The 16,221-nt window shown below is 34.9% G+C and carries 16 protein-coding genes and 1 rRNA gene; 5 read left to right on the top strand and 12 right to left on the bottom strand.

Annotated elements, in window-relative coordinates:
- Positions 1–3: 3 nt before the first annotated feature.
- The 7 genes from DYI81_RS15485 to DYI81_RS15450 form a co-directional block, all read right to left on the bottom strand.
- Positions 4–876 (bottom strand): MBL fold metallo-hydrolase, encoded by an 873-nt coding sequence (locus tag DYI81_RS15485; RefSeq protein ID WP_117008036.1) that lies wholly within the window; start codon positions 874–876, stop codon positions 4–6.
- 4 nt (positions 877–880) lie between these two features.
- Entirely contained in the window at positions 881–1,297 is a 417-nt protein-coding gene (locus DYI81_RS15480; RefSeq protein WP_117008035.1) for a DUF6691 family protein, read from the bottom strand.
- Positions 1,294–1,713, bottom strand: coding sequence for a YeeE/YedE family protein (locus DYI81_RS15475; protein ID WP_106986333.1), 420 nt, complete (start codon positions 1,711–1,713; stop codon positions 1,294–1,296). The genes DYI81_RS15480 and DYI81_RS15475 overlap by 4 nt, the downstream gene beginning before the upstream one ends.
- Before the next feature lie 93 nt (positions 1,714–1,806).
- A complete protein-coding gene (locus DYI81_RS15470) occupies positions 1,807–2,313 on the bottom strand; it encodes a DUF6685 family protein (RefSeq protein ID WP_117008034.1) in 507 nt (168 codons plus the stop codon).
- Positions 2,314–3,496: 1,183 nt separating this feature from the next.
- Positions 3,497–3,880: a hypothetical protein gene (locus DYI81_RS15460; protein ID WP_117008032.1), complete on the bottom strand. Its 384-nt coding sequence runs from the start codon at positions 3,878–3,880 to the stop codon at positions 3,497–3,499.
- Positions 3,870–4,211 carry a hypothetical protein gene (locus DYI81_RS15455; protein ID WP_117008031.1) on the bottom strand — a complete coding sequence of 114 codons (342 nt, stop codon included), beginning with the start codon at positions 4,209–4,211 and terminating at the stop codon, positions 3,870–3,872. The genes DYI81_RS15460 and DYI81_RS15455 overlap by 11 nt, the downstream gene beginning before the upstream one ends.
- Positions 4,212–4,505: 294 nt before the next feature.
- On the bottom strand, positions 4,506–4,985 hold the full coding sequence (locus DYI81_RS15450) for a hypothetical protein (RefSeq protein ID WP_106986338.1): 480 nt from the start codon (positions 4,983–4,985) through the stop codon (positions 4,506–4,508).
- 1,236 nt (positions 4,986–6,221) lie between these two features.
- Here DYI81_RS15450 and aroQ point away from each other — a divergent pair.
- From aroQ to accC, 3 genes are read left to right on the top strand one after another with little or no spacing between them, the layout of a single operon-like run.
- Positions 6,222–6,677, top strand: coding sequence for a type II 3-dehydroquinate dehydratase (gene aroQ / locus DYI81_RS15445; protein WP_106986339.1), 456 nt, complete (start codon positions 6,222–6,224; stop codon positions 6,675–6,677).
- Positions 6,678–6,694: 17 nt separating this feature from the next.
- A complete protein-coding gene (locus tag DYI81_RS15440) occupies positions 6,695–7,111 on the top strand; it encodes a biotin/lipoyl-containing protein (protein WP_106986340.1) in 417 nt (138 codons plus the stop codon).
- A gap of 17 nt (positions 7,112–7,128) precedes the next feature.
- Positions 7,129–8,493: an acetyl-CoA carboxylase biotin carboxylase subunit gene (accC, locus tag DYI81_RS15435; protein WP_106986341.1), complete on the top strand. Its 1,365-nt coding sequence runs from the start codon at positions 7,129–7,131 to the stop codon at positions 8,491–8,493.
- A gap of 56 nt (positions 8,494–8,549) precedes the next feature.
- On the opposite strand, the gene DYI81_RS15430 is transcribed toward accC, so the two are convergent.
- Positions 8,550–9,032, bottom strand: a complete 483-nt coding sequence (locus tag DYI81_RS15430) for a hypothetical protein (protein WP_117008029.1) — start codon at positions 9,030–9,032, stop codon at positions 8,550–8,552.
- Between the two features lie 254 nt (positions 9,033–9,286).
- On the opposite strand from DYI81_RS15430, the gene DYI81_RS15425 reads away from it, so the two are divergent.
- A complete protein-coding gene (locus tag DYI81_RS15425) occupies positions 9,287–10,702 on the top strand; it encodes a diguanylate cyclase (protein WP_117008028.1) in 1,416 nt (471 codons plus the stop codon).
- A gap of 42 nt (positions 10,703–10,744) precedes the next feature.
- On the opposite strand, the gene DYI81_RS15420 is transcribed toward DYI81_RS15425, so the two are convergent.
- The 3 genes from DYI81_RS15420 to DYI81_RS15405 form a co-directional block, all read right to left on the bottom strand.
- Positions 10,745–11,905, bottom strand: coding sequence for an MFS transporter (locus tag DYI81_RS15420; RefSeq protein WP_117008027.1), 1,161 nt, complete (start codon positions 11,903–11,905; stop codon positions 10,745–10,747).
- A gap of 435 nt (positions 11,906–12,340) precedes the next feature.
- Positions 12,341–12,622, bottom strand: coding sequence for a hypothetical protein (locus DYI81_RS15415; protein WP_106986345.1), 282 nt, complete (start codon positions 12,620–12,622; stop codon positions 12,341–12,343).
- 856 nt (positions 12,623–13,478) lie between these two features.
- Positions 13,479–13,676, bottom strand: coding sequence for a hypothetical protein (locus DYI81_RS15405; protein WP_117008047.1), 198 nt, complete (start codon positions 13,674–13,676; stop codon positions 13,479–13,481).
- Between the two features lie 323 nt (positions 13,677–13,999).
- On the opposite strand from DYI81_RS15405, the gene DYI81_RS15400 reads away from it, so the two are divergent.
- Positions 14,000–15,565, top strand: a complete 1,566-nt coding sequence (locus DYI81_RS15400; RefSeq protein WP_117008025.1) for a sensor domain-containing diguanylate cyclase — start codon at positions 14,000–14,002, stop codon at positions 15,563–15,565.
- Positions 15,566–16,114: 549 nt separating this feature from the next.
- Here DYI81_RS15400 and rrf read toward each other — a convergent pair.
- A 5S ribosomal RNA gene (gene rrf, locus DYI81_RS15395) occupies positions 16,115–16,221 on the bottom strand; the annotation flags it as partial.

Here is a 16,221-nt window from a genome sequence, read left to right as displayed (position 1 = left end):
GGGTTACTTAAAATAATTCAAAGGGAGCTTTAAATAGCGAATGCCATTTTGCTCAGGCTCAGGGAAATGGCCTGCACGCATGTTCACTTGTATAGCCGGTAAAATCAGTTTTGGCATACTCAATGACGCATCACGGCGCTGACGCATATCAACAAACATTTGTTTTTGAGTATTTTCATTGATATGAATATTGCTCTGTTTCTGTAGTTGAATACTACTTTCGCAATGATATTCGGAACGATTTTCTGGTAAATAGTCATGGCACAAAAATACACGTGTCTGCTCTGGCAATTGATACAAGTTTTGCACCGAGTCAAATAAGGTCGATGCACTGCCCTTTGGAAAGTCACAACGTGCTGTTCCATAATCTGGCATAAAGAGCGTATCACCCACAAATACGGCGTCACCGATCACATAGCTTAAACATGCTGGGGTATGTCCAGGTGTTGGTATGTTATATGCTGATAAGTTGCCAATCTTAAATGCTTCATGATCTTGAAATAGATAATCAAATACTTGCTGAGCATTAATACTTTTCATATCTAAATGATATATCTGTGAAAACGTATCTTGCACAATTTTAATATTGTGGCTCATAGCAACTTTACCCCCCACCTTTTCTTTTAGGTATTGGGACGCAGTCAAATGATCTGCATGGACATGAGTTTCAAGAATCCATTCAACGCTTAGGCTATTTTGTTGAACAAAAGCTAAAATTTGATCAGCACTTTGGGTATACGTTGTCGCAGAAGCCGCATCATAATCTAATACACTATCAATTACGGCGCATTTTTTTGTCTCAGGATCAGTAACAACATAACTAAACGTATTGGTCCGCTCATCAAAAAAATGTTGAATCCAAGGTTTTATCGCCATGTAATTAATGTCCTGTAATTTTTTTATGGGCAAATACGCCTATAAACATCGCAACAATGAAATATAAAATCTGTGTATAACCTAAGCCAATTAAAGTAAATGCTGGTGCTGGACAAACACCTGTTAAACCCCAACCAATTCCAAAGATTGCAGCGCCTAAAATTAATTTAGAATCAATTTGTGTTGCTTGTGGTAAATCAATTGCATCACCAAAAACTGTTTTGGGTCGATTACGGCGCACAGCCAATTGGAATGGTATAAATGTAATTAAAATTGCACCCATCATTACAAATGCCAGACTCGGGTCCCACTGGCCTGCAACATCTAAAAAGCCTAATACTTTCTCAGGATTAGACATACCTGACAGCATTAACCCAATTGAAAATAATCCACCAAACAGAAAAGCAAAAATATTTTTCATGCGCCTGCTCCTACAACATGACGTACCACAAATACTGTAATAGCACCGGTTAACATAAATATGCCTGTTGCAATTAATGAACGCTTTGAGAGCCGACTGATTCCACAAATACCATGCCCACTAGTACAACCTGAACCAAGGCGTGTACCAAAGCCGACTAACAAGCCAGCAACAATCAATTGCCATATACTCGCATTAAGTACAATTTCTGGTTGTATAAATAGACCGTAAATAAATGGGATCACGACAATCCCTAGTAAAAACCAAAATGCGGGTTTCTGCAAAAGCCCTTCTGGATGTATTATCTGACCAATCATGCCACTAATACCTGCAATCTTGCCATTGATATACAAATAACCAACGACAGAAATGCCTAATAGGGCGCCACCTAAAAAAGCCCAAAGAAAGTCATGCATGGGAGTGATGATCCAATAAACATTATATGTTTTTATAATATGTATATTTTTTGTTTATGCAAGTCTTATTTCATCTATTCTTTGAACAATTCATTATAAACAACTATTTTTAGATAGAATTTGTTGTAATACGACGTTGTGAGCTTGCTTAGCGACACACCAAGAAATCATCTCATTGAGTGAACGATACTTTTCTTCGAATATAGAAATAATTTTATGATTGTCTGTAGATCTAGCAAAAAAGAAGATTTCTAATTCTTTATGCCTTTCGACTAATTTTATAAAGCGTATATTACTCTGCTCAAAATATTGAAAGGCATCATCCAATTCGGCCCTTGGCAATACAAAGGCGACATAATGTTGATCGAATATTTTGAAGTAATGTTCATTCAATACATAGCACCTTAAATTTGCAATTAAGGGAACCGCATAATTCAATTGCTTTGCAATATAGTGTGCGGCCGCCAAATGGTGAGAACCTCCAGAATTGGAAATAAATAGTTTTTCTAACCAAGCAAAAACCACAAATTCATCAGTGCTTGTATTTGGCGAATGAATGATCCTAATTTCCCGATATGACAACATCGCTACAAAATGCATCTATCGTTTGAAACTCTTGTAATGGCGACTTAGAATTTGAGAAGCCACTTAACATTGAAAGATCAACCTGATATTGAGTATATATTTGCGTTTCAAATATAGGGTTAATACAGCACGTAACTGTTCTAACTCCTCGGCACTGGTCTTAAAATGAGAAATGAAATGCGTATAAAGTTCATTATTATAAAAATGATAATCCTTAAGCGCCTTAATTTTTAAATTATGCCATGCAAAGACATCAGATAAATCAATCGAGTTGTGCTGCGTTAAATCTAACTTAGTAGTCCTCTTCTGTTTTAAATAACGATACAAAGCAAAATTATGAGAAAACTGAGCTAAAATTTCACTCCAGAATGAACCGAACATCACCTCTACTCCATTGTTTCGATAATTTCTTCTATTTGTTAAGTATTCAAATCCATTAAGGCATCCTAATCACGCCAATACGGCAATTATCATAGAATTTCACCCTATATTTTTATTAAAAAAACTTAATAATATTTAAAATTCACGAGATATATCCCCGAGAAATTTCGAACAAACATATATTTTTATTCATATTAACTTCACTATTGTCTATTTTTTGACATAAAATTCAAAATTGAGATGAAATACTCGCTCAATCTTATTTTTATTAGATATATACAATGCTTAAGTCACCTAAATAATGAAATACGACAGCTCTTTGAACGGGTACAACGTCATTTGTACAGCACACGTACATCAATACCAGATTAGCGATAGTAGAACACGTCCTCCCATACATAGATACTTAAAAGCGTATCAATACTCTTTCTCTTTGGAAGCGATATAAAACAATAAAGCTGTATAAGATATAAGAAGGATGCTTAGGCTTATTCTATTAAAAACAACTCAAAAGCTTAGTTAGAAATCATCCAAAGCTGGCTACTAAGCGCCGTGTATGAAGTGAATACTTGAGGCAAGAAGCTTAGGAAAAAAATAAGGCAAAAAAAGCCACTCTTCAGTGGCTAATTGAATAACATCAAGCATGACGATGAAGTTATTCAGCCAGAGCATAAATAACCAGGGAAGTATTATTTATGTCTAAGCTTAAGCCTATATATTAATACGAACTAGTTATCACTTTTGTCTATTTTTGTGTCGTTATATGCCATTTTATCAAGTTGGCTTCAACTTAAGCCTTCTCTTTACAATTTTTGAATCATTTCTCTGGTTTTGCTGGTGTAGTTTTACACATTGCGCCAGTCGTCATACCAGATTTAGTTAAACTCTGTTGCTGTCGATCCAAAAAGTTTTTAGCTGCCATGTGCATGATAGAAGCCATATCGAGTTGGCTATTGTCTTCAGACAACTTCACTATACGTTGATAGGCATCTATACGTTGGCAAAAAGCCTCACTTTTCGCCGATGCATCTGCTGTTGATTTTGGATCATCCAAAATAGGCTTAGTTGCTTTAATTACATCAAGATAATGTTGTATCTGTGCATCATAATTTTGCTGTGTTAGTACCTCAGACTGTGCCGTCTGACTTAATGACAGCACAGTACAAGTCAGCAGAAATGCATAAAGACTTTTATGCTTCATCGCCTTCTTTCCACACATCTTCATAATCATCTGAATCGATCATAAACCTATAACCAGTGTCCAGCGCTAAATATGGAAGTGCTTCAGGGAACTCTTTCATCAATTCTTTTACACTAATGAGCTCAAAAAAATCTTCTGAAGCATCTAACTCACCACCATAAATAAACCACGATACATTATTATCATCTGGTAGTTTACGCAGACCAACTACAGGTTCTTTATTTAAGGTTTGCAAGGCAATTGCTACTGTATCTGTTTCTTTTACGGCGCGATATGCCGAACCAAACTCTTCACAGACCAACTGCTGTTCTTCAATTAAATCAGCATCCATCTTTAAAGCTCTTTTCTGTGTTTAATCATGCACGCAGTTTAAGGCTTTCATTAACCTTATACAATCAAGTGAAGTCAGATTTAGCTTCATTCAGTCTGAGCTTCTTATCAATGTAAAATAAAGTGCTTTACTGAATCGCGGTGAGTTTTTTCTACAAATGATAGCTGACGGATGATTTCAAGCGTGTAGACTATACATCAAGTACAGTTTGTAACTATTCGAGATCTCAATATAAAACCCTAAGTAAGTTTACTCACTTGGAGTCTATTCATATATGTAAGCCAATGATTATACTTATTTTTGGACGCGTATAGATTTGAGTTGCTGAAAAATTAAAGACTCTTGGCCTGATTTATAAATATAACGCTCTAAAGTCCCTTGATTTGTATGAACTGACATTGAAATATTATCTCCTTTCAATGTATGAACAAGCGATGTAGGAATACTAAAATTATTTTGAGAACGGTGCATACCAAAGTACATACGATTTGTCGTCTTCGCAGTAGGACCGTAACTTAACTCTTCTGTACCATTACTAAAGGTAATTTTTTGGATATCGTAATTTTGTTGTACGCTATCTAATGATACTTTAATACCAACATGATCTAAAGCTTGCTCATTCCAACTCACTTGCACAATTGGGCAAAGTTCATTTGGCTCACAGATCAACAAACCCAAGGCAGCATTCTTTTGAGGCATAGGCGTAGTCTGACATGCAACAAGAGCACTAAGTACCATGGTCAGTCCAAGGCTTTTTAAAATGTATTTTTTCACAAGCTCACCCTCATAACATTTAAATAGACAATATTTATGTATTTATTTCCATAAAGTATTACATACCATTCTGTTCATATTTTAAACACAGCACAACAATATGATCTGAAATGATTATATGCAATCATTTGAGCCATTTAAGATTCTGTATAGGCTGAAAGTAAACAGTAACACTCACGACAAAATGTACTTTTGTTTTAATACTGACAATTTACATACTGCTTTTAAACTACTATTGGACTGATGTTCTCACTCCCCCCATTTCATCATCTTCCACTCAAAACCTTATCTTACTCATGAATAGCGTCAACCTAGACTGCCATTAATGCTATAAAAATGCTCAAACAGATACCATCGAAATAACATCAATATATATATGAAACATAAACCAATCCCATAAATAGTGCTTTTGCCATTCCTGTGGTTAAAATCCATTCAAACAAGTAGAAACTTCAATAAACAATATTGAGCACATTCGTCAATCCAAGGCTTTGAACTTTTCTGAAGTACACTCGATGGCTTTTAAATTTTGTATATACGCAATGTATCTACAAACCTATTCAAAATTTCGTACTTCTTAAAAAGTGCTGTATCACACAGTGAGTACAAAATTGATCAACTATGAGCCCTTAGTTATTGTTTTAAGTAACACATCAGATTTAGATTTTTTATTTCCCAAACATTCAAATTCTTCTTTATACGTTGACTTAAATTAGAGTAATTAGCCAAAATACTGTTTTTAATCATAATTTATGTTTAATATCTAATGTGAATTTAGAAAAGCTCAACATAAAAGTACACTAAAATTTAAACGTTTAATTTTGATTCCACATAGATCAAATTATGCATTTAAATTTTGAAAGAGTGAGTACAACAACCGATCGATTCAACTCAATCTTATAGACTCACTATACGGCGCAGGTTCAATAGGATCTAAAGCAGGACTATTTTCCTCCTTACATTTTTCAACATCAAAACATCCGTTACACAAATGATAATAACAGTTTTAGCCAATTCGGCTTACAATGTAAAAAACAGACATAACTATAAAATTTGTAATCTTTTAACATTGCCAAATGTCCGCAAAATTCGCATTATATAGCCCAAATCTGGCACACTAGATTCATGTCAATTCAAAGAATTTATAAATAAAATATGGAAAAATGTGCCATAATACGCAAACTTTGCAGATATCTTGCAAAGTAATTTTGCAATTTTTTAATTGGAGCATGCTGAATGAGTTCGACCATTTTGGTCATTCACGGACCGAATCTTAATTTGCTAGGAAAGCGCGAACCAGAAGTTTATGGACACCTCACACTTGAGGATATAAACCAGCAACTCACCGAACAAGCACAAAAAGCCTCTATTTCTCTGCAAACTTTCCAAAGCAATTGGGAAGGTGCTGTAGTGGACCGAATCCATCAAGCACAACAAGACGGCGTTCAATTTATCATTATCAATCCAGCAGCCTTAACACATACATCGGTTGCGGTGCGTGATGCACTTCTTGGCGTAGCAATTCCATTCATCGAAGTACATTTATCTAATGTACATGCACGTGAAGCTTTCCGCCATCATTCATATTTATCTGATAAAGCCGTAGGTGTTATCTGCGGATTAGGTGCAAAAGGCTACGCGTCAGCGCTTGACTTTGCAATCGACAAAATTCAACCAACTTTGCAATCTTAATTTAGGAATACTGTCTCATGGATATCCGTAAAATCAAGAAACTCATCGACCTGATGATTGAATCTGACTTACAGGCAATCGAAGTGAAAGAAGGCGATCAATCTATCGCACTCACACGTCGAAATCCAGTTGTAGCAGCAGCTGTTCCAGCAATGCCTGCTCCTGCTGCACCTACACCAGCAGCAAAATCACCTCGTGGTGCTGTTGAAACTTCACCAATGGTTGGTGTGTTCTATGCAGCACCAAATCCGGGCGAAGCACCATTTGTAAAAGTTGGTCAAACTGTGTCTGCAGGTGAAACACTGGGTATTATTGAAGCAATGAAAATCATGAACCCAATTGAGGCAACTCAAAGTGGTGTGATTGAAGAAATTCTAGTGAAAAATGGCGAAGTGATTCAATTTGGTCAACCACTTTTCCGCTACCGCGCCTAAAACCTCGGGGAAAAATAATGTTGCAAAAAGTTTTAATTGCAAACCGTGGTGAAATTGCACTACGCATTACACGGGCCTGCAAAACTTTAGGAATTAAAACCGTAGGGATTTATTCCGATGCAGATAAAGACCTCATGCATTTACGCTTTTGTGATGAAGCAGTCTGCATTGGTCCAGGTGCGAGCAGTGAAAGCTATCTAAATATTCCAGCCATTATTACAGCGGCTGAAATTACAGGTGCTGATGCAATCCACCCTGGATATGGCTTTTTATCTGAAAATGCTGAATTTGCAGAAATTGTAGAAAGCTCAGGTTTTATCTTTATTGGTCCACGCCCAGAACATATTCGCCTGATGGGGAACAAAGTTTCTGCCATTATGGCAATGCGTAAAGCTGGTGTGCCTACTGTACCTGGTTCTGCGCATGCAGTTACACCAAACAATGCATTGGCTGAAGCCAAAGAAATTGGCTTCCCACTGATCGTAAAAGCTGCCTCTGGTGGTGGTGGTCGTGGTATGCGTATTGTAGAACGTGTAGATACCCTGCTCGAATCTGTACAAGCTGCACAACGTGATGCTGAAATGTGGTTTGGCGATGATACAGTCTATATGGAACGTTTTTTACAAAAACCTCGCCATGTAGAAGTACAAGTGTTAGCAGATGGTAATGGCCATGCAATTCATCTGTATGACCGTGACTGCTCTTTACAGCGCCGCCATCAAAAAGTACTTGAAGAAGCACCAGCACCGGGCTTACCAGAACAAGCACGCGCAGAAATTTTAGAAGCATGTGTGAATGCTTGTAAAATGATGCAATACCGTGGCGCAGGTACTTTCGAGTTTCTTTTTGAAGAAGATGAATTCTTCTTTATTGAAATGAATACACGCGTACAGGTAGAGCACCCTGTCACTGAAATGGTGACAGGTATCGATATTATTGAGCAACAATTACGCATTGCTGCAGGCCTCGGACTTAACATCGAACAAGAAGATGTCGAGTGCAAGGGTCATGCCATGGAATGCCGTATTAATGCTGAAGATCCAACAACCTTTATGCCTTCACCAGGTAAAATTGAGCATTTCTATGCACCAGGTGGTGCGGGCATTCGTTTAGATTCTCACATCTATCAAGGTTATAGTATTCCGCCTTACTACGACTCTATGATTGCAAAACTGATTGCTCATGGCAAAGACCGTGAAACTTGTATTGCACGTATGAAGCAAGCTTTAGACGAAATCATTTTGACAGGGATTAAAACCAATATTCCTTTACATAAAGATTTAATCCTACAAGATGAAAACTTCTGCCAAAAAGCAATGGATATCCATTACTTAGAAAAGCACATGTTGAAACAAGTTGAAGGTCATTCTGAAAAAGAATAAACAACAGTAAATAAAAAACCGCTCAATTGAGCGGTTTTTTATTGGCTTTAAATCACTTATGGCAATACACGATATAAAGTTGCAAAACATTTTTCAGCTTGATCATTACTACAGAAATTAATTGTGCTTGGATTTTTCCATTTCACAAAATACTGTGAAATTTCTCCAGTTTGATCGACTTGCTGGCCTGAACAATCTTTTTGGTTGTTATCAAATTTTACTTGCAACACTAAAGCAGGCAATTGTTCGTCTGGTTGTGCTGAAGGTTGGTAATCGTAAATACCAGATGACCACTCCTCACCGCTTTTAATAATGACATCATTATCGCTTTTGAAATTATAATATTCGATGCACTTGCGATTATTTGGAATTTCCATTCCCCATAGACCCACAATTTCAGGACGAGTAATCACCCTAAATGAATTAGCTACATTTTGTTGTGGCGTGACAGTTTGATTTTGATCATTTTTTTTATTATCTGAAGCAGAAGCTACACCAGCACATAACATTAGTAAAATGGTTAAAGATGTCTTTTTCATACGTTTATTCAGTCATATTATCCATGTGTGCTAAATTAACACATTTTTTTAAAAAACCACCAATAATCACCAATTTATAACAATCATTTCACCAATATATTCAACAATGCCCGTTATCATATTTAATGCCTTATATTTATGGTATTCACACAATGAGCTTCATCGGAGACAACTCGTGCATTTATAATTAATTTAGTAAAATGCTTCAATAAATACCGTATTACTTAGGCTATATAAGGGAAGTCAATCCATTTATGCGTACAGCCTCACCGAATATCATACAAAGTAGTGTTTTTTTGGGCGTTGCCCTGATTATCTTGATCAGCTGTCTCGTTGGTATTGCTTCTCGACCACTTTCTTTTCTCGCTTTCTTTTGGCCAGCCAATGCTGTCTTGCTCGCTATTTTTCTACGCTATCCAAATTTAAATACAAGCAGTGGCTGGCTAGGTGCTTTTTGTGGCTACATGCTTGCATACTTACTCACGGGTAACTTTCTACAACTGACCACTATTTTAACTTTCGCAAATTTAATTAATACAGCCGTTTCATTGTTTTTTATACAATTTTTCCAAATTAACTATAGAAAATATCATCAAGGTCTAACTTTTTTAGGCTTGTTTAGCATTTGTACTTTTGGTGGATGTTTAGCGAGTGCTGTCTTTGCTATTTTTACCGTTCCGTTTGTCCCCAATACATTCATGTCTACAGACCGCCTACTGGTCGATTTTAGTATGTGGTGGACAGGAGAAATGTTGAACTGTATTTTAATTTTACCTTTGGTATTGGCATTCCCAACCTATGACGAATTCAAAAAAATTATTCATAATCGTCGTACTAAAACCTACCCCATTCAAAAAGCTTTTCCGGCAATTGCTGTTATTTTTTGTGTGGCCCTAACTTATCTATTTTCTGGACCTGGTGCTTTACTCTATCCTTTAGCTGCATTAATTTGGGTTGCACTTAGCTATCGACTCTTTACTGTCACTGTTATTAACTTTTTAGCCTTACTTGCAACCTACCACAGTCTCAACCAGTTTTATGTCGCTGTATCCCCTGAGATTTATCTCAGTACGTCCATGTCAGTGCGGATTGGTTTGTGTATGCTCAGTCTCGCACCCTTACTGCTGTGTATCATTAGTGAAAATAGACATCACTTATATAAAAAAGTTCTCTATTTTGCAAATTACGATAGCTTAACCCAAGCCATGAACCGCCGTTACTTCTTCCAACTCAGTGAAGAGCTCTTAACACTTCACCCTAAACGTAGTTTTACGCTACTCATGTTAGATATTGATCATTTTAAGAAAATTAATGATCAATACGGCCATTATGCTGGGGATCAAGTTTTACAGCAGTTTTCCGAACAGATTCGCCAACATTTACGCGATAAAGATTTGTTTGCACGACTAGGTGGTGAAGAATTCGTTATTCTTTTAGAAAACATTCAACACAATGAAGCTCTGCGTATTTCGGAAAGATTGCGAAATATTATCGAAACTTCACCAATACAAATTCATGGCCAAGCAGATATTCCAATTACCGTGAGTATAGGCATGACGCAATATGCAGCCACATCACCCGAAACAATTCAAAATCTAATTAATAAAGCCGATTTTGCACTTTACCAAGCAAAGGAACAAGGCCGTAACAAGGTAATAATGAGCTGCTAAAAGAAGCAATAATATCGTGCATTTTAGATCTCAAACTTTTTCTTAATGGCTAAGATTCACCGCTTTAGGTAAGCCTTTTACAAAGAATAAACCACATAGAACCACAATACCTGCCACAACAAACATTACTTGCCCTGTATATATTTCCCAATAATGCCCAGCTAAAATACTACCAATAGCCACGCCAAGTCCCCACATCGTACTATAAAGGGCTTGCCCACGACCTTGTTGTCCCGCCGAAAAATTTTGGAAGATAATCCGCATTGCAATGAGATGAAATAAACCAAAGCTAAAAGCATGAATGCATTGAGCAAAGAATTGTACTGCAAATAAGTCAGGGAAAAGTCCAGCCATTATCCAACGTAAGCTGGTTAAAATTAAACAGATTGCCACCAACATCCGCCATGAAAAGCGCGTAAAAAATAAATTGGCATATGCAAACATGATTATTTCTGCGATAACTCCCACTGACCACAAAAAGCCTATTTCTGTTGTACTATAATTGGCTTGCTTTAAGTAATTACTATAAAAACTATAAAACGGTGCATGTGAAAATAGCATAATCAGTTCTATGACAAAAAAACTTGCCACCACGGGACGTTTTAAAATGGGCCATAGTGGTTCTAGTATTTTTTGCGATGTAGGTGCTGTAGCTGGTTCACGTATTGTAAATGACCAAAGAAAAGCCAAAGAGGCAATACATAACAACATAATCGGTAACATTGATATTGGGACTATTTCGAGCAACGCTCCAATGCCAAACACCCCAATAATAAATCCTATAGAACCCCATTTACGGACCTTACCGTATAATTGTGCTCTTTTTTCTGCTAACCAAAATAAGGTCACACCTTCAAATTGTGCCAATATCGCATTTTGAAAAAAACTAAATATCAGCATAAGTAATGCAATTGATTGAAAACTATTAGGAATAATAAAAATCAGTAACCATATACAACACTCCATCCATGTTGCTATACGTACCAGCAACATACGCTTTCCTGATTTGTCTGCAATCCACCCCCAAATAAAAGGCGCAAAAAAACGTGTAATAATTGCAATGGATGAAAGCAACCCAATTTGTTGATAATTAAACCCTTGGTCTTCTAAATAAAGATTCCAAAATGGCATAAATGTACCAACAATGGCATAGTAGAAAAAGTAGAATCCACCTAGTTTGGACTGGATTGGAATGCTAAGCATTAAGCTATATTCCTTAGTATTTACAACAAGTTATTAACTTTTTAGAGTTGTATTGCATTGCATCTAAAAGGCGGTTTTAGGAGATAACAGGTATACAAATCAGTATACAAATTTATTTTAATTAAATTATTTCAAAATTTGTATACTTTAGAGAAAAATACACATTATTAATCATGTATTTATATTTATCTAAATTTATCGTTTTTATGTATAAAAAACCATTATAAGGAAGTTCTAGATAGAAGTTATTTGCTTTATCAGCGTGTGGTACGAGTTAAATTTAAAAATTGCAGATTCCCTTCATTCTAATCAACAACATATTGCAAGTTATCCTCTTAGTTCCAATTTTATGCAATTACTGATTCTAAATTATAGAAAATTTTTAAATATATCGATTCGACTGCTTTTAAAATAGGATTTCAATAAAAAATCGTCTTAACGTTCCCAATCAATCTTGTAAATATTTCCATCTACGACAGTAATAGCATAGTAAGAATTATCTACTTTATATTTATAGGTGATGGCTGGATGAGCTCGTCCTCTCGCATCACGAATAGTATGCTCATAAGAAGATTCAGGATGACCCAATACATCTTGCATTTTGCTATAACTATCACCAAGTTCAACAAAACCAAAATTTCCTCGAATCGACTGCATGTTAACAGCGAACGCTTGAATGGACATAAATATGCTCAAAACTAATAATAATTTTTTCACTTCTATGCTCAACAAAGTATTTATACTTAGCAACATAATAAGTGAAAAATGTGATTTTTATCATTTTTTTTGTCTGAGTAATGTTCAGTACAAATTAAATCTACCTACAATTTATTGTTATCCAAGTAAACCTTTTGTACTACTTCCAGATAATTCATATTCATAGAGCAATCATAGATGCTGAAATCCTTCATATACGCATACAGCTCAACACAAATAATGTCCGCAAGTTACAAGCACAAAGATTTACTTTGATGAACAGTTTGATCCAGCCAATACAAATCTTATCCGTCACACAAAGTACAGCTGATAAATTTTTTAAATTGAGATTTGTAGCTAATCATTCCAGCAATAAAGAATGTAAAGCCTTAGTAGATCAACACGTTATGTCCCGAGAGCAAATAAGTTATTGAAAAAAATTGAAGCACTTGGATAAAAGTGGTCTAGTTATTTTCACTTTTATATAACAAAGCCCATTCATACAGACTCATTCAATTTAGCTTTGCCAAATTCTTTATGGGGGAAAGATATAACGAATGTATACGTGCTTTGCATGATACATTACAACCGCAAGTAACCGTATTTTATTTCTACCTACTATAAAATAAGATACAACTTTCACACTTTTTGTAGCAAGAAAGAGCAACTTCATTTCCGCAAAATCATTAGGATCATCAACCTTCCCAATACTTCAAAAAGTTTTGTTATTTTTACACCATCAGTTGTAACCACTTTTTATAATAAACGGTTGATTTTCAAATCCTAGCTATTTTTTATATTTACCTTAACTTAATATTTTAAGACATAAAGTAGCTATATTTTCAATCCATTATTTTACAATATGTCATTCAATAAGTTAGACCATCGACCAAAGGTGGTAATACTCTTGAATATCTCGATTTAAAAACTCATCGCGTTCGGGATCGTAATGAAAAGGCTTATTTTCCAGTAAAGTAGTGCAATTATTTAATTTAAGGTATTTTTTTAAGAATTTCTTAAAATTTTCGATTTTTTCTGGAAAAATACTTTCTTCATCCCACATAATAGCATTCATATCATTTACCTCTATCAATCTAAAGCACATACAACTTATTGATTTACAGTAAACAATATTTATCTTAAATGTGACTTAATTAGCAAAATAAAGCAAATAAATCGTTTTTAGATTTTTTTTTGCAGGCATGATTCATCATTTAAATAGATTGTCTCAATTCATTACACTATGTATTGATTCTATTGATGTGGAAAACATTACAATACACTATGTCTTCAGAATACAAAAAGAATATGGAATAAAATGTGATATGTTTCATAAAATATTGGCCGAAGTACTAAAAATATACTAAGATAACTCAACTCAAACATAGGATATGACGGGTGCTAAAGAAGATTGCGGCATTTTTAAAATTAGATTTACAAAAGCTGATTTTAATCCTAAATATCATCTGTGTTTCTTGTCTATTTATTGCATCAATTTGCATTATCAACTATGTCATTAAAAAACAATTAATAGAAAACTCTCTTTTAACAAATCAAAAATATGCTTCAAAAGTTGCAATTAGTGCAGATCAACACCTAAAAAGCATGCTACAAGAATTAAATTATAGTGCAAAAATTATTGGTCATGACTTTAGTAATCAAACTATTATCAAAAGTGAATTACATCGACTTAAATACCAATCCAATAATTTCAATACCGTTTCTGTCGTAGATCAAAATGCGATCATCAAACATTTTGAACCGCATAATTTTAAATTTAATACGAATGTTAGTCACCGAACTGTCGGTGTAGAACAATCATTAAAACTGAAAAAGACATATATTTCCCCGCCGTATCTAGCAATATCCAATAATCTTATTGTCTTAATGACGCAACCTATTTTTGATCAAAACCGAAATTACCAAGGTATGATCACTGGATCAATATATTTACAACGCAAAAATTTAATAAATCAGCTTCTATCTGGTTCCTATGATTATAAAAGAAGCTATATGTATGTCGTAGATCAAGATAATCGAATTATTTTCCATCCTGATCCTACACGAATTGGTGAAAAAATTATCGGAAATACTGGCCTAGACTACATGAAACAGTATAAAAATGGCTCAATTCATTTAGTAAATAGTAAAGGTGTAGACAATCTCGCAGGTTTTTCTCATATTCCTAGTGTGAACTGGCTAGTAGTTTCACAGCAACCTACAGAAGAGCTTTTAGAACAAGCCAATAGTATTTTACTCAAAGCCGCATTTGGAATATTTATATTTTATGTTCTCATATTTATAATTATTTGGAGGATAACTTATTATATTTCCTCACCGTTACATAGTCTTGCGCAAATGGCAGGTATATTAAATCAGCCAGAAACGGATGATAAAATTCGCGAAATTAATCCATGGTACTTTGATGTTTTACGCTTTCGCACTGCTTTACTATTTAGTTCTAAAAAATTTAAAGATAAGATTAGTGAATTGAATCAACATATCAATACAGATCCACTCACTGGTTTATTTAACCGTCGTGGTATGGATCTATTTATTAATGAATTAAAAAAAATGCATAGCGAGTTTGCATTATTAATGATTGATGTGGATCATTTTAAACAGGTTAATGATACATACGGACATGACCAAGGCGATGCTGTCTTAATCTCACTTGCACAGCAGATTAAGCAAAATTTCCGTGAGAATGATGTCTGCTGTCGTTTAGGTGGTGAGGAGTTTGTTGTTTTGGTACATAGTGCTGAAGCTCACTCTGTTTATAAAGCAGCTGAAAGGCTTCGTAAAAGAATGGAAAATTTACAGTCCGACAATCTGCCGAAGGTAACCATATCGATTGGAATTGCTTTCTATCCTGAAGATAATGAAGACATACAAGAAATATTTAAAATAGCGGATAATCGGTTGTATCAAGCAAAAAATTTAGGTCGTAACCAAGTATGTTAATTAAAAAATCTTTTACTTATCCATTTAAATTACTTTACGTCTCACCATATTAATAGTTTTTCATGCTGTTTAGGCTCTTATATAGCCTATTAAAGATCATAAAAGAGATTCTCTCATGGTGTATTTTCTTTATTTCAATGATTAAAATATAAATGTCACCACTCTTTAAATTGAAAATAATATAGTGACAATAGCTCAGCAAGTACTTATTTAGTTGTATTTTAACTTCTAAGATAAGCTCTTAATAATATGACATCGAATACCAATTCACTGCAGCTAATTATTGATATATTTTATTTTTTTAAAAACCAGTCTAAATAGTCACGCTTTAATAATGAGTCTACATTCTATAATGCAGGACTTAAAAGTTGGTAATGTAAACAATGACAGCATTATCTCCTAACGGTATTCTGTGATGCCTTATCACATCCTCCAAGCCCTCTTTCTGTATATCCTTTATTTATAACATTCCAATTTTTCTAATTTCTAAAATATTTCACACATAAAAAAACACCCCCAACCGTTTAGGTGAGGGTGTTTCGAATAATGAGCTGGCGATGACTTACTCTCACATGGGTAACCCCACACTACCATCAGCGCTAAGAGGTTTCACTTCTGAGTTCGGGAAGGGATCAGGTGGTTCACTCTTGCTATTG

The organism is Acinetobacter sp. SWAC5, from assembly GCF_003419885.1.
In the GTDB taxonomy this organism is placed as follows: Bacteria; Pseudomonadota; Gammaproteobacteria; order Pseudomonadales; family Moraxellaceae; genus Acinetobacter; species Acinetobacter cumulans.
Note: the sequence above shows the minus strand (reverse complement) of the source record. Positions and strands in the feature narration are given on the sequence as shown.

Bases quoted from the DNA above. Each gene is read 5' to 3' on its own strand.
- DYI81_RS15485 (WP_117008036.1), bottom strand. From the start codon at position 876: ATGGCGATAAAACCTTGGATTCAACATTTTTTTGATGAGCGGACCAAT.
- DYI81_RS15480 (WP_117008035.1), bottom strand. From the start codon at position 1,297: ATGAAAAATATTTTTGCTTTTCTGTTTGGTGGATTATTTTCAATTGGG.
- DYI81_RS15475 (WP_106986333.1), bottom strand. From the start codon at position 1,713: ATGCATGACTTTCTTTGGGCTTTTTTAGGTGGCGCCCTATTAGGCATT.
- DYI81_RS15470 (WP_117008034.1), bottom strand. From the start codon at position 2,313: ATGCATTTTGTAGCGATGTTGTCATATCGGGAAATTAGGATCATTCAT.
- DYI81_RS15460 (WP_117008032.1), bottom strand. From the start codon at position 3,880: ATGAAGCATAAAAGTCTTTATGCATTTCTGCTGACTTGTACTGTGCTG.
- DYI81_RS15455 (WP_117008031.1), bottom strand. From the start codon at position 4,211: ATGGATGCTGATTTAATTGAAGAACAGCAGTTGGTCTGTGAAGAGTTT.
- aroQ (WP_106986339.1), top strand. From the start codon at position 6,222: ATGAGTTCGACCATTTTGGTCATTCACGGACCGAATCTTAATTTGCTA.
- DYI81_RS15440 (WP_106986340.1), top strand. From the start codon at position 6,695: ATGGATATCCGTAAAATCAAGAAACTCATCGACCTGATGATTGAATCT.
- accC (WP_106986341.1), top strand. From the start codon at position 7,129: ATGTTGCAAAAAGTTTTAATTGCAAACCGTGGTGAAATTGCACTACGC.
- DYI81_RS15430 (WP_117008029.1), bottom strand. From the start codon at position 9,032: ATGAAAAAGACATCTTTAACCATTTTACTAATGTTATGTGCTGGTGTA.
- DYI81_RS15425 (WP_117008028.1), top strand. From the start codon at position 9,287: ATGCGTACAGCCTCACCGAATATCATACAAAGTAGTGTTTTTTTGGGC.
- DYI81_RS15420 (WP_117008027.1), bottom strand. From the start codon at position 11,905: ATGCTTAGCATTCCAATCCAGTCCAAACTAGGTGGATTCTACTTTTTC.
- DYI81_RS15405 (WP_117008047.1), bottom strand. From the start codon at position 13,676: ATGAATGCTATTATGTGGGATGAAGAAAGTATTTTTCCAGAAAAAATC.